The following is a 12,476-nucleotide window of genomic DNA, read 5'->3' as shown; positions in this document are numbered from 1 at the left end:
AACTATCATGAAAGAGTTCGCACTAATCTTCCGACTGAACAATTCCTCAGACGCAAAGCCTTCACCAGAGCAGCTACAGGAGAGAATGAACTGGCTGGCCAGCATAGCTGCACAGAACAAACTAGCCGATAAAGGCAATACCCTATCTCCTGTGCAGGCAAAAACTGTAAAGCCAGGCGGTATCGTTACAGATGGTCCTTTTGCAGAGATAAAAGAATTTATCAGCGGTTATATTATTGTTCGTACGGAAACCATAGAAGAGGCGGTAGCCATCGCACAGGAGAACCCAATCTTCAAGGTAGGCGGTAGTATAGAAGTCAGGGAACTAATGAAGCCACATGACCACAAATAACGCCACTGCACAACTTCTCCCCCATTTATTCCGACGTGAATTCGCCAGGATGACGGCTGTACTATGCCGTCATTTTGGCCTTAAACATATAGAGATTGCAGAGGATATCGTGAGTGAGGTATTTTTGATTGCAGCTGAAAACTGGGCGCTGAAAGGTATTCCTGACAATCCTTCCGGATGGTTATATACAGTGGCAAAAAATAAAACCAGGGATTATCTCAAACGACAGCAGATCTTCGAAACCACTGTCACTACTGCGTTACAACAACACGAGTTCAGCATCTTCCCAGAAATAGATTTCACAGAACAGCTGATCAATGATAGTCAGCTGGCAATGATATTTGCGGTATGTAACCCACATAATGCACCCGAAGCACAAATTGCGCTTGCATTACAGGTATTATGCGGATTTAGCATAGAAGAGATTGCCCGGGCTTTTCTCGCTAAGCCAGAAACTATTAAAAAGCGGCTGCAGCGCGCCAAAGAGCGACTTCGTAATGAATCATTCCGTTTAGACACCCTCCAGGAAGAAGAAGTGCAACATCGCCTGGAAACCGTGCAGACAACGATATACTTGTTATTTAATGAAGGCTATTTCTCTCAGACCAGCTCATTGACTATACGCAAAGAGCTATGTGCAGAAGCCATCAGGCTGGCGCTGGTGCTCACAGATACAACGCTGACCAATACACCTGCTATCAATGCGCTACTGGCTTTAATGTGCTATCAGAGCTCCAGGCTGGATGCACGTACCAATAATGAAGGGGAGACACTCCTCTTCGAAGAGCAGGACCGTTCTCGCTGGGACCAGCAGCTGATCGACCGGGGAAATTATTTCCTCGTTAATGCCTGTACCGGCAATGAATTGAGCAGATACCATATTGAAGCCGCCATTGCTTACTGGCATACCACACCGGATACGGAAGCCAAATGGCCGCATATCCTCGACCTCTACAATCAACTGATAGTAATCGTTTACAGCCCCATTACTGCCCTGAACAGGGCATTTGCTCTTTCAAGGGTTTATGGCGTGCAGGAGGCTATTAAAGAGACACTTAAACTACAACTAACCGAAAGCAGTTATTATTATGCATTATTAGGCTATCTATATCAGAAAATCGCTCCCCAAACCGCTATAATCCACTACCAGCAAGCTATCTCCCTGACCCCTTCTATAACAGCAAAACAAACGCTTACCCGCCTGATGCGTCAAATTGCAGATAAATAACACTGGTTATCATCAATTTATACATATATCCTCCATTTCTTAATCTAGGTTAAGACGCTTTCTTAATCCAGTTCATTGCTCACGGAGCAGATACGTCGGAAATTTGTATCACAAAACAAAGCAACGACGTATATGAGCAAGTATATATTTCATAAGGAAGACAGCCGCCACCATGAGTTTAACGAATGGCTCGACAGCAAAAAGACGTTCAGTTTTGCGGATTACTATAATCCTAAAAGGATGAGCTTCGGGGCATTGCGCGTGTTCAACGACGACACAGTGCGGGCTGCAAAAGGATTTGGCCGTCACCCGCATGATAATATGGAGATCATTTCCATACCGCTGGAAGGAAGCCTCATCCATAAAGATAACCTTGGCAATGAAAAAGTTGTTAAGGAAGGAGAGATACAGCTGATGAGCACTGGCAGCGGCGTTTTTCACAGCGAATACAATCATGAACAGGATAAGGCTACGCGCTTTCTGCAAATATGGATATATCCAGCACAGCTCAACAGCGCACCTGCTTACTCACAGGTACAGCTAAACGAAGCAGACATCCAGCATAAATTTGGCACTATCGTGGCGCCGGAAGCAGGAGCACATACCGCCCGTATCCAACAGGATGCCTGGTTAAGTATTGGTCGCTTCGATGCTGGTGAAACATTTAGCTATGATATCCGCAAAAAAGAAAATGGCGCATATGTATATCTCATTAGCGGCAACGTGGAAATAGACGGACATAGCTTGTCTGCCGGCGATGCCCTCGGCATCAGAGATGCCAGCAGCTTTAACGGAACAGTAAAAAGTCAGCATGCCGAAATACTGGTAACAGACGTACCGATGAACCTTGAAAACTAAAAGATCATGACTAGTAAATTATCGCTTAACCTGCTGGCAATAGGCTATCATCCTGAAATCATGCAGGTATTGCATAGGCTCATGAACAGCCACTCTGGATGGAAAGGCAGCATAGCAACAAGTCTGGAAGAAGCTACCAGCCTAATTTCCAACAACACCTACGATGGTATTTTACTTGCCGTAGGCGTTACACCTGAAGATGAAAACTTCATCAAAACACAGGTAGACATAACAGCACCCGATACTAAAATTATCCGCCACTATGGCGGCGGTAGCGGCCTGTTAGAAAATGAAATCAGAACAGCATTTGAAAATATAACCACTAAATAAATTACTATGAATAACAATATTTTAGGCCTTCACCACATCACCGCCATCGCAGCAGATGCGCAACGTAACTATGACTTCTATACCAAAGTAATGGGACTGCGACTGGTAAAGAAAACCGTCAACTTCGACGATCCTGGTACCTATCACTTCTATTTTGGAGATGAACATGGTACACCAGGCACCATCCTTACCTTCTTCCCTTGGGAAAATATTTCTAAAGGACAGGCAGGTACTGGTATGGCCACCGAAATCGCCTATAGCGTACCTCAGGGTAGCATTGAATTCTGGAAAGAAAGGTTTAAAAAATATAATGTTCCATATACAGAAGTTAGTGAAAGATTTGGAGAGAAAATCCTCAGTTTCACAGACCCTGATGGACTGCAGCTGACCATGGTAGAACCTTCTAAAGTAGATACCAGAACGGGCTGGACAACCGCCGAAGTCAACAAAGACGTGGCTACAAAAGGTTTTCACAGTACTACATTGATGCTTCGTAGTATTGAACCTACAGCAAAAATCCTGACAGATATCTTCGGCTACGAACTGCAATCACAGGAAGGCAATCGTTATCGTTTTGCTACCAATGCAGTAGAACAGGCTAACCTGATCGATCTGCTGGAAGCACCAGATGGCCCTCGCGGATACAATGCCGGCGGTACTAACCACCACGTAGCATTCCGTGTTGCTGATGATAATATCCAAATGGAATTCAGAGATAAGATCCTGCGTAAAGGATTACAGATCACACCGAAAATTGACCGTGACTACTTCTACTCTCTTTACTTCCGTGAACCAGGTGGCGTATTATTCGAAATCGCTACCGACAATCCAGGATTCACTGTAGATGAGCCACTGGAACAACTTGGCACCAGTTTGCGACTGCCTAAACAGTACGAACCAGCGAGAGAAGAAATTGAAAAAGTGTTACCTGTTTTACACTAAATCACTTGTGGTGGCTGTGTTCATTCATAGCCACCCTATTAAATATCAAACAATAGGAAGGAACTAATTATGGCACATCAATATAAAGTTATTGCTGCTGGCAAACCAGTAGCAGAAGCAGAAAAGGCATTGATCATGATTCATGGCCGTGGCGCTACAGCCCGTGATATCCTTACATTGGCGCCACACTTACATACCAGTGATTTTGCTTTGTTAGCGCCACAAGCCACTGGCAACACCTGGTATCCACAGTCATTCATGGCCCCCGTCGCTGAAAACGAGCCATGGCTAAGCAGTGCGCTGGATGTTGTTAAGCAATTGACCGATGAAGTAATTGCTGCAGGTATCAAAAAAGAAAATATTTATTTTCTGGGCTTCTCACAAGGTGCTTGCCTGACAATGGAATTTATTGCTCGCAATGCGGCAAAATATGGTGGTGCGGTAGCCTTTACCGGTGGCCTGATAGGAGAAACTATTAACACCAATAACTATAAAGGTGATTTTGGTAAGATGCCTGTATTTATAGGCAGCAGCGATCCAGACTTCCATGTACCAGTATCCAGGGTACACGAAACCACCAAAGTATTACAGGATATGGGCGCAGATGTAACCACCGCCATTTATCCACAGATGGGACATACCATCACACAGCATGAAATCAATGAGGTCAACCGTTTAATATTCAAGTAAGCCCTCGGGCTTACTTTTTTTTGTGCATACTATTTCTCACCTTACTTAAAAACTCTGGTGATACACCCAGGTAGCGTGCAATCTGATTCTGTGGCACGCGCTGTACGATGTCAGGATATTTTTCCATGAAGGCAATATAACGTTGCTCTGCTGTTTGAGACACCAGGCTGTGAAAGCGGCGTTGCAAAGCAAACAACGAACGTTGTACCAATAAGCGAAACAATGTTTCGAATTTAGGAATGTTCTTATACAGCTCTTGTTTACTTTTATAGTCAATGATCAGAAGTTCCGAATCTTCCAGCGTTTCGATAAACATATTGGATGGCTTCTGTTCAGTGAAGCTGTACAAATCGCTTACCCACCAATTTTCTATGGCAAATGATAAAATCGTTTCTGTTCCATCTTCACTTAAAAAATAAGTGCGTACACAACCCTTTACGATAAAGGCTTCGAAATCACAGACCTCTCCTTCCTGTAATAAGTAAGTACGTTTCCTCACCCGCTTGAATTTCAGCAGCGAATGAAAATACGCCCGTTCTTCCGGGGTAAGGCTGATACACTTGTCCGTAAATTGATCTATAAGCTCATACATAGTATAAAGATAGGTAGCTCCCGGTAAAATAACCAGTCTCCTTTTTTTATATCCCCTTATGTTTGGCTACAACAAACCACGATTTGGTTATCTGTGTTATTTCCATAGACAGCAACTTTGTTTTCATAAAAATGAACATATGAAGATCGTATTAACAGGTTCTGTAGGAAATATCAGCCAGCCGCTGACAAATAGTTTGGTCCATGACGGTCATGATGTTACGGTGATCAGTACCAATCCTGCCAAAAGATCCATCATCAATGAATTGGGCGCTACGGCAGCCATTGGCTCTATTGATGATGCAGATTTCTTAAGCCAGGCCTTCAAGGGCGCCGATGCCGTGTATTGTATGGTGCCGCCTAATTTCAGGGAGCCAGATCCAGTGGCTTATTACATCCGTGTTACAAATAATTATGCAAAAGCCGTTCAGGCAGCGCAGGTTAAACGGGTAGTATATCTCAGCAGCTATGGTGCTGACCAGGAAAAAGGTACCGGCGTTATCACCGGTTCGCATGAAGGTGAGAAAATTCTGAAAGCCATACCAGGGTTATCATTAACGTTTGTACGCCCAGGTTATTTTTATTATAACCTGTTAAGTTTTGTGAAGATGATCAAAGCGACAGGTTTCATCGCTGCCAACTATGGCAGTACGGATAAACTATTGCTGGTAGCGCCTTCAGACATTGCCGCAGCAGTAGCGGAAGAGCTGCTGCACCCTCAAACAAGCAACAAGGTGCGTTATGTAGCCAGCGATGACCGTAGCTGCAATGATATTGCGGCAGTCTTAGGGAAAGCTATCGGTATACCTCACCTGCAATGGAAAGTACTCACTAATGAAGAGATGAGAGCCGGGTTATTGGCCAATGGCGTGCCTGTTGCTATGGCGGAGTCGCTGACGGAATTAGGAGCAGCTACACATAATGGTAAACTGCGTGGCGACTTTGACCTGCATCCCATAACTTTGGGGAAGGTGAAACTCGAAGATTATGCCGCCACTTTTGCGGCGGTGTTTCATGCAACTAATTTGGATGTACCTTCAGGACACGAATAATTTACAATGCCCAGAAAAACTATTCTCCACGTCAATACGATCAGTGAGTTTCACAAGCTAAGGCAGTTACCTGCTCCGGAGCATCCATTGATTAGTGTAATAGACCTGGAAGCCATTGACTATAACACCGCTAAAGACAGCAGCTTTGCGCCGGGATTTTATTCCATCGCGCTGAAACGTAATCCAGGTGCTAAAATTAAGTATGGGCAACAGCAGTACGACTTCGACGAAGGGCTTATGTTCTTTATTTCTCCCGGGCAGATATTTAGTATAGAAGCAGATCAGGAACTGGCGCCGGAACATTCAGGATTGATTTTGTTAGTGCATCCTGATTTCCTTTGGCATACGCCATTGGCCAACAAAATACGGCAGTACGAATATTTCGATTATGCAGTAAATGAAGCATTGTTTTTATCTGAAAAAGAAGAAAGCATCATTACAGGCATTCTGCGGATCATACAGGAGGAGTTGCATAGCAGTATTGATAAATTCAGTGGAGATATTGTTGTGGCACAATTGGAAGTACTTCTGGCGTATGCAGAGCGCTTTTACCAGCGACAGTTCATTACCCGTAAGATCAGTAATCATAAAGTACTGGAACAACTGGAAGAACTGCTACAGGCACACTTCAGCGACAAATCCTTATCCTCTGCTGGTTTGCCGGCGGTCCAGGATATTGCAGCCGCACTGCATTTGTCGCCCAACTATTTGAGTAGCCTGCTTAAAACTGTGACCGGAAAAAGTACCCAGCAGCATATCCATGATAAAATCATTGCTATTGCCAAAGAGCAATTATCGACTACCGTATTATCAGTCAGTGAGATAGCTTATGAGCTGGGGTTTGAGCATCCTCAATCTTTTAGTAAATTATTTAAGGCCAGAACAAATTTATCGCCATTAGCTTTTAGGAAGATGTATAATTAATCGGTTTAATACAAATTAGAATTAACATCCTGCTATCATTTAATCAATAGCTATTTCCGTATATTTAAGTATGGAAATATATTTTGAAGGGCCGGTAATGTGGGCCCAGTTGGATGCGAATATGCATATGCGACATTCAGCTTATGCGGATTTTGCTGCACAGGCAAGAATGAATATGCTAACCAGTGTTGGACTGGAGGTCAAGGATCTGATGCGATTGAAGATGGGGCCTATTCTTTTCCGGGAAGAGTTGATCTATCATCGGGAGGTGGGACCAAATGATTACCTGAAAGTTTCCTGTGTGATCAGGAAGTCCAGGAAGGATGGCAGCAGGTGGTCTATTCAGCATGAAATATACAGAAGGGATGGCGAGAAGGCTGCTACTGTTAATGTAGATGGCGCGTGGATTGATGTAATCAAACGGAAACTAACTGCTTTACCGGAAGATCTGGCGGCAAAGTTTCAGACATTGCCATACAGCGAAGATTACGAATCGCTGGATTAATAAGCTACTACAGCAAAAGATATCAAAAAGAAAGTCCGCTCCAAACGTCGAAAGGAACGGACTTCTTTGTTTCTGGAACATTAGCGAATGGTAACCGGTTTGTCTTTAATGTAAATTTGCCGGTCAGATTCCAACTCCTTGATAAAAGGGAGGTTGTTTTGTATATAGGCCTTGGTGGATTGTTCGAAGTAGCTGTCCAGCTGGAAGAATTTAGCAGCTCGTGTGGCGCCGAGCAGTTTATTCATTCTTCTGAAGTAGCGTAACTGAAGATGGCTATATTCCATATCATTGCTCATCAGCTGTTTGGTGAGTGAGTTCATTTTTCTTTCGTCGATAGAGGCAAATTCTTCGTTATACATTTTGAGTAGGGCCAGTCTTTCTGCCTGCCATGGCCTTTTTTCATTTTCATAATCAAACAATGCTTCCTGGAATGACTTTACTTCCAGTGGAGAAATACGTAGATAATCCTGCATAAGCGCTTCTTTGTTTTTTCCGAAGATTTCCATTACGATATCCTCATCTTCGATTGGCATAGCCACCGGAGTAGCTTGCGCAAATAAGCGCAGCGGCATGGTGGCGCACAAAACAATCAACAAACAAAAGAAATTTTTCATGATGACGTATTTTATGGTGATCGGTTAAATGAGATCCACCACCGGACTGCGCTAAACCATCGTTGGCCAGACATGGCCATTGTTGATGAGTAAACGATGTCACCGTCAAAGGGGTAACTGCCTTAGCTAGTAAGTGCTAACGGGGCTCAATAAATGCCAGGGTTTCATAAGATAGTAGTTCCGGAAAACACGATTAATAAATTCTCCGCTCCCGGTCCGTACCGTTTTGCTCCGTACTTATTCGCTGTGACGTAATCTTACAGATGTTGCGGTTACCTTAAAGCTACGGTTCCATTGAATGTAAAACGACAATGCGGTTTAGATCTCTGTCTACGTAAAATTCTCATTCCATGAACTTCTCAACGGTTTTAAGATTAAAAAACAATACGCCCAATCTAAACAGGTTTAGTTTCTGTCCGACGAACATGCACGTTAATATGATAGAATAGACTTAAATAAAAAGATGAATCAGAAAAAATATTTGCGGAGTGAGAGCACTCCGCAGTCATTCATTATAATTCCACGTTACGAAAAAGAAGTATCTTTTATCAATTATATAAATCCAATCTTTTATATAAATATTGATACAGGCTTGCTTATTTCGACTAAAAAAATTACTTGATGACGATTGCGGTGGTAGGTTATGCTCAGGAGTTAATCATTTGATTCGCAGGAGTTCAAATTTAAATGCTTCTTTTTTATCCACCAAAAAAATAATTTTTTCCACAATTAAACAAAATAGGAAACCTTAAAATGGGGTACTCAGCAATAAAAAAGGGCCGCCTCTTTTGCTTAGAGACGGCCCATATTTTTCAAAAGAAATTATAGTTCTGCACCTTTGATAAACACCTTACCTCTCGACCCCCATTGTCCTACGGATTTCATCAGATCATTATGCAGTTGCGTTCTTGTAACAACCTTTCCTTTTTTAGGAGGCTGCATCACTGCTGGCTGCGGATCTTCCACCAATACTTTTGTGGCAAACCAACTAACGTGATCATGTGGTAAGGCCACACCTAAAATCATTCCCGGCAAACCAGCGAAAGACTCCGGCCCACCTGGAGCAATAATCTGCTCTGTATAAAACGCCACCACATAAACAGAATCCATAATCACCGCATTGGCACGCCTGCATTCAAAACCAGCAATGTTGCGGGTTTCATCGGTTATCTTCCAGTCTATCTTTCTAATACTATCCTGTATCAGATAATTTGTTTCAAACAGCGCTTTTTTAGTTACCGTTCTGTTAGACGCAAAAATATTGTACACAATATTTTCGGTACCTGGTGGTTGCTCAAAACCCTTGGGATTATTGTTTTCTTCAGGGATATAAACAGATGCTGTATCTGTAAAATAACAGTTGAAATAAGTGTTTACAAACTTCTGCGGATAACGCTGCTTGCTCATATCTTTCCACGTTGAGTTTTCTTCATCTTTAAACAACTCATCGATATACGCATGCATGTTCATCTTGCGCTCGTATTGTATTTTCCCTTTGTGCAGAAATATATCTACCTGGGCATTCAGCTTGCCTGCACCAAACAGGCAACATATAATAACTACTGCGATTCTTCTGATCATAAACTATAATTATTTTGTTGCTGGTGCGCCACCAAATTTTTTGAAGTTCCAGATAAAGCTCAGCATAGCATATCTCCCAATGATACCATAGGTTTGCTGAGTAACTGTATTCGCATTCATATACCGGTTAATACCCAGTCGCTGCTGCAGAATATCCTCTACAGAAGCCCTGATCTGGAAGGCCTCTTCCTTACCAAATTTCTTTGCTACAGCAGCACCCCAGATAGCCTGGTTATTGTTGCTGGTAAACAACGCCGTCTTAGGACGAATACTATACTCGATATTTGAACTTAAATCCACACGGCCCGGAAAATGATAGGTTACGTTTTCACCAATGGTATAAGTGGTATAGGAAGTAGTAAGATTTTTCTGAATGGAAGATACGCTGGTATTATAGTTAACAGAGACGTTGAAACTGTTTTCGTATTTCTTTTCCTTGAACGTATTCATCTCCACTCCCAGATTAATATTAGTTGATTTCGTTTCGTTCTTAACCAGGTTTACATAATTGACTCTATTGCCAATACTGCTATTGGTATAAATATTAACACGAGAATTCAGCGGCTTTACCTTCCAATCAAATCCCAGATTCAGGTATACACTTGAATTGCCATTTACGTTTACGGTGGTGGTGGTACTTCTGCCTCCTGCATCTGTAATAACGCTGGTTGTAAAATCATTGCTGGCAATATTAAAGCCGAGTCCAGCCCAGATACCCTGCTCTGTCATCACTTTATACTGATTGAAGGAAAAAGAAAAGTTATTAGTGAAAGATGGTTTCAGGTCAGGGTTTCCAACAAAAATATTGATCTGGTTATCATTGCTTACCAATGGTTGTAATGCCTGGATACTTGGCTGACGCGTATTTCCTGAGTAATTAAATCTTATACTTTTCTGAGGTCCTAAATTATAGGAGAACCTGGCATTAGGATTCCAGTTTACAAAGCTTCGTTTCCAAACGTTACCGGTAAACATATTCTCCTGTGTGTAATTGGTAGCACCAGCAATAGCATTGGCGCTGAACTTCACTTTCTTATCGCTATACACAACACCCAGACCTCCCTTATTCGTCATTACATTATAGCTAAAATCATTGCTATACAAGGAATCCAGCTCACCATACTTTCCGCTTCCATCTTTATTAAAAGAGCTTCTGCCAGATTGATTATTATTTACATCCAGTCCGTAAGTCAATACGAGGCTTGTTCTCTTGCTAAGCGGCTCTGTATAGGTAGCAGTTCCGTTAAGTCGCAGCATTTCTGAATTGCTGATCTTTCGTTGATCAACGACCATCATCGTATCCAGTTTTCCTTCCTTATAAACATCTGCCTCTGACTGTTGCAAGCCAGCTTTATTGTCTTTGTTATAGTTCTGGGAGATATTCAAGGAGATGGTACGACCTGTTTTTTTCAACTTCTGACGCCATAATAAGCTACTGGAAAAATTGCTTACCTCTCCGTTGCCACTTCTTATATTTTTGCTTTCATTCAGCAGGTTACCTGCATCATCGGTAACGGTGCCATGTGATCGGGAGAAGGTGGTGCTATTATCTTTTGAGCCGGAAACTGTCACTTTAACGGAGGACATGGTATCGATTTTCAGTTCATATGCACCGTTGGCCGTCATCCTGGAGGTGGAGTTTTTAGAACTGCTGGTATCTTTCGATATTTGCACCTGATTATTCAGTACGTTCTGGTTCAGGTTTTGAGACCACTGTTCCACGCCAAGATGCATGGCTTTTGCATTGAGGTTTACCCTATGTTTATCTTCATTCCATTTATCTTCGTAGTGCACGCCACCGTTTTGCGCCAATGGAAATCCTTGTCCATTATAGTGTCCATCCCAACCGCCGAGATCATCGCCGCCGGAGCTGGAATAATAAAAGCCACCGCTATCGTCCATGGTCATATTTTCTGAATTGCTGGAACCAAATCTATCTTTCTCGTCCCAGTCCAGGCCTGTTTTTCCAAGATTACCAGCAATGCCGTAGGCGGCAAATTTCTTTTTACCTCTGAAGAGGTTAAACATAAGCTGCGTATCAAAATAGCCTTCAGTAGCGCCACCGGCAACTGCTTTTCCGAAGTAGCCTCGTTTTTTATCTTCCTTCAGTTTTATATTGATGGTACGGGATTTCTCTCCATCGTCGACACCAGTAAACGCTGCCTGATCGCTTTGTTTGTCGTAGAGTTGTACTTTATCTACCATGTCGGCGCGGAGGTTTTTTGTTACCAATGTAGGATCATCACCGAAAAATTCTTCACCATCTACCAGGACTTTTTTTACCGATTGACCCATGGCGGTAATTTGCCCTTTGCTGTTTACCTGTATGCCCGGTAATACTTTCAGGAGGTCTTCCACGTTGGCATTGGCAGCTGTTTTAAAGCTATCCGCATTGAATTCCGTGGTATCGCCTTTAAAGCGTATAGCCGCTACCTGTTGTTTAATTACGACTTCCTGCAAGAGTTTTGATTTCTGAATAACGCCAACATTGCCCATGTCTTTAACAGTAGCAGAGTCTAACGTTACCGGCTCTACGTAATCAGCAAACTTGGGATAGCTGATCGAAACGAGATAAGCGCCAGGCTGGAGATCTTTTAGTTCGAACTTCCCATCTGCGGTGGTTCGTTGGTACTTGCAGAGGATGGAGTCTTTTGCGCGAAGTACAGCTACCACTGCGTTGGGCAGATGATTTCGGTTTAGTGTGTCAGTTACTTGTCCCCTGATTACTGCGTGCTGTGCGTGCAATCCCTGAGCAAAGCAGCATAGGGAGAGGAAGAATAGAATTTTTTTCATTTACAGGCCTTACGGG

At 42.9% G+C, this 12,476-nt stretch carries 13 protein-coding genes; 9 read left to right on the top strand and 4 right to left on the bottom strand.

The genetic code is table 11. From position 1 onward, the window contains the following. Positions 1-7 precede the first annotated feature (7 nt). From ACE38W_RS01495 to ACE38W_RS01470, 6 genes are all read left to right on the top strand, one after another. Complete coding sequence (locus ACE38W_RS01495; protein ID WP_375828452.1) at positions 8-352, top strand: YciI family protein; 345 nt, start codon at positions 8-10, stop codon at positions 350-352. Beyond that, a complete protein-coding gene (locus tag ACE38W_RS01490; RefSeq protein ID WP_375828451.1) occupies positions 339-1,580 on the top strand; it encodes an RNA polymerase sigma factor in 1,242 nt (413 codons plus the stop codon). The genes ACE38W_RS01495 and ACE38W_RS01490 overlap by 14 nt, the downstream gene beginning before the upstream one ends. Positions 1,581-1,712: 132 nt before the next feature. Beyond that, entirely contained in the window at positions 1,713-2,438 is a 726-nt protein-coding gene (locus ACE38W_RS01485) for a pirin family protein (RefSeq protein WP_375828450.1), read from the top strand. Between the two features lie 6 nt (positions 2,439-2,444). Next, a complete protein-coding gene (locus ACE38W_RS01480) occupies positions 2,445-2,768 on the top strand; it encodes a hypothetical protein (protein WP_375828449.1) in 324 nt (107 codons plus the stop codon). Positions 2,769-2,774: 6 nt separating this feature from the next. After that, entirely contained in the window at positions 2,775-3,710 is a 936-nt protein-coding gene (locus ACE38W_RS01475; RefSeq protein WP_375828448.1) for a ring-cleaving dioxygenase, read from the top strand. 69 nt (positions 3,711-3,779) lie between these two features. Beyond that, positions 3,780-4,400: an alpha/beta hydrolase gene (locus ACE38W_RS01470; RefSeq protein WP_375828447.1), complete on the top strand. Its 621-nt coding sequence runs from the start codon at positions 3,780-3,782 to the stop codon at positions 4,398-4,400. Between the two features lie 10 nt (positions 4,401-4,410). On the opposite strand, the gene ACE38W_RS01465 is transcribed toward ACE38W_RS01470, so the two are convergent. Continuing rightward, a complete protein-coding gene (locus ACE38W_RS01465) occupies positions 4,411-4,992 on the bottom strand; it encodes a Crp/Fnr family transcriptional regulator (protein ID WP_375828446.1) in 582 nt (193 codons plus the stop codon). Positions 4,993-5,131: 139 nt separating this feature from the next. Between ACE38W_RS01465 and ACE38W_RS01460 the strand changes: the two genes are divergently transcribed. The 3 genes from ACE38W_RS01460 to ACE38W_RS01450 all read left to right on the top strand — a co-directional run bounded on the left by ACE38W_RS01460 (position 5,132) and on the right by ACE38W_RS01450 (position 7,472). Continuing rightward, the gene (locus ACE38W_RS01460; RefSeq protein ID WP_375828445.1) at positions 5,132-6,043 is read left to right on the top strand and encodes an NmrA family NAD(P)-binding protein; all 912 of its coding nucleotides are present in this window, start codon (positions 5,132-5,134) and stop codon (positions 6,041-6,043) included. 6 nt (positions 6,044-6,049) lie between these two features. After that, on the top strand, positions 6,050-6,967 hold the full coding sequence (locus ACE38W_RS01455; RefSeq protein WP_375828444.1) for a helix-turn-helix domain-containing protein: 918 nt from the start codon (positions 6,050-6,052) through the stop codon (positions 6,965-6,967). Between the two features lie 70 nt (positions 6,968-7,037). Then, positions 7,038-7,472: an acyl-CoA thioesterase gene (locus tag ACE38W_RS01450; protein ID WP_375828443.1), complete on the top strand. Its 435-nt coding sequence runs from the start codon at positions 7,038-7,040 to the stop codon at positions 7,470-7,472. Between the two features lie 80 nt (positions 7,473-7,552). Here the strand turns inward: ACE38W_RS01450 and ACE38W_RS01445 are convergent, their stop codons facing one another. The 3 genes from ACE38W_RS01445 to ACE38W_RS01435 form a co-directional block, all read right to left on the bottom strand. Beyond that, entirely contained in the window at positions 7,553-8,086 is a 534-nt protein-coding gene (locus tag ACE38W_RS01445) for a hypothetical protein (RefSeq protein WP_375828442.1), read from the bottom strand. Positions 8,087-8,908: 822 nt separating this feature from the next. Next, entirely contained in the window at positions 8,909-9,667 is a 759-nt protein-coding gene (locus ACE38W_RS01440; protein WP_375828441.1) for a GLPGLI family protein, read from the bottom strand. Between the two features lie 9 nt (positions 9,668-9,676). After that, positions 9,677-12,460 (bottom strand): TonB-dependent receptor, encoded by a 2,784-nt coding sequence (locus ACE38W_RS01435; RefSeq protein ID WP_375828440.1) that lies wholly within the window; start codon positions 12,458-12,460, stop codon positions 9,677-9,679. Between the last annotated feature and the right edge of the window lie 16 nt (positions 12,461-12,476).

It is taken from the genome of Chitinophaga sp. Hz27, assembly GCF_042263525.1.
Lineage (GTDB): Bacteria > Bacteroidota > Bacteroidia > Chitinophagales > Chitinophagaceae > Chitinophaga.
This window is presented reverse-complemented; position numbering and strand designations above follow the sequence as displayed.

Excerpts from the sequence above, each read along its gene's own strand:
- ACE38W_RS01475 (WP_375828448.1), top strand. The coding sequence starts at position 2,775 with ATGAATAACAATATTTTAGGCCTTCACCACATCACCGCCATCGCAGCA.
- ACE38W_RS01465 (WP_375828446.1), bottom strand. The coding sequence starts at position 4,992 with ATGTATGAGCTTATAGATCAATTTACGGACAAGTGTATCAGCCTTACC.
- ACE38W_RS01460 (WP_375828445.1), top strand. The coding sequence starts at position 5,132 with ATGAAGATCGTATTAACAGGTTCTGTAGGAAATATCAGCCAGCCGCTG.
- ACE38W_RS01440 (WP_375828441.1), bottom strand. The coding sequence starts at position 9,667 with ATGATCAGAAGAATCGCAGTAGTTATTATATGTTGCCTGTTTGGTGCA.
- ACE38W_RS01435 (WP_375828440.1), bottom strand. The coding sequence starts at position 12,460 with ATGAAAAAAATTCTATTCTTCCTCTCCCTATGCTGCTTTGCTCAGGGA.
- ACE38W_RS01495 (WP_375828452.1), top strand. The coding sequence starts at position 8 with ATGAAAGAGTTCGCACTAATCTTCCGACTGAACAATTCCTCAGACGCA.
- ACE38W_RS01470 (WP_375828447.1), top strand. The coding sequence starts at position 3,780 with ATGGCACATCAATATAAAGTTATTGCTGCTGGCAAACCAGTAGCAGAA.
- ACE38W_RS01480 (WP_375828449.1), top strand. The coding sequence starts at position 2,445 with ATGACTAGTAAATTATCGCTTAACCTGCTGGCAATAGGCTATCATCCT.
- ACE38W_RS01455 (WP_375828444.1), top strand. The coding sequence starts at position 6,050 with ATGCCCAGAAAAACTATTCTCCACGTCAATACGATCAGTGAGTTTCAC.
- ACE38W_RS01490 (WP_375828451.1), top strand. The coding sequence starts at position 339 with ATGACCACAAATAACGCCACTGCACAACTTCTCCCCCATTTATTCCGA.
- ACE38W_RS01450 (WP_375828443.1), top strand. The coding sequence starts at position 7,038 with ATGGAAATATATTTTGAAGGGCCGGTAATGTGGGCCCAGTTGGATGCG.
- ACE38W_RS01485 (WP_375828450.1), top strand. The coding sequence starts at position 1,713 with ATGAGCAAGTATATATTTCATAAGGAAGACAGCCGCCACCATGAGTTT.
- ACE38W_RS01445 (WP_375828442.1), bottom strand. The coding sequence starts at position 8,086 with ATGAAAAATTTCTTTTGTTTGTTGATTGTTTTGTGCGCCACCATGCCG.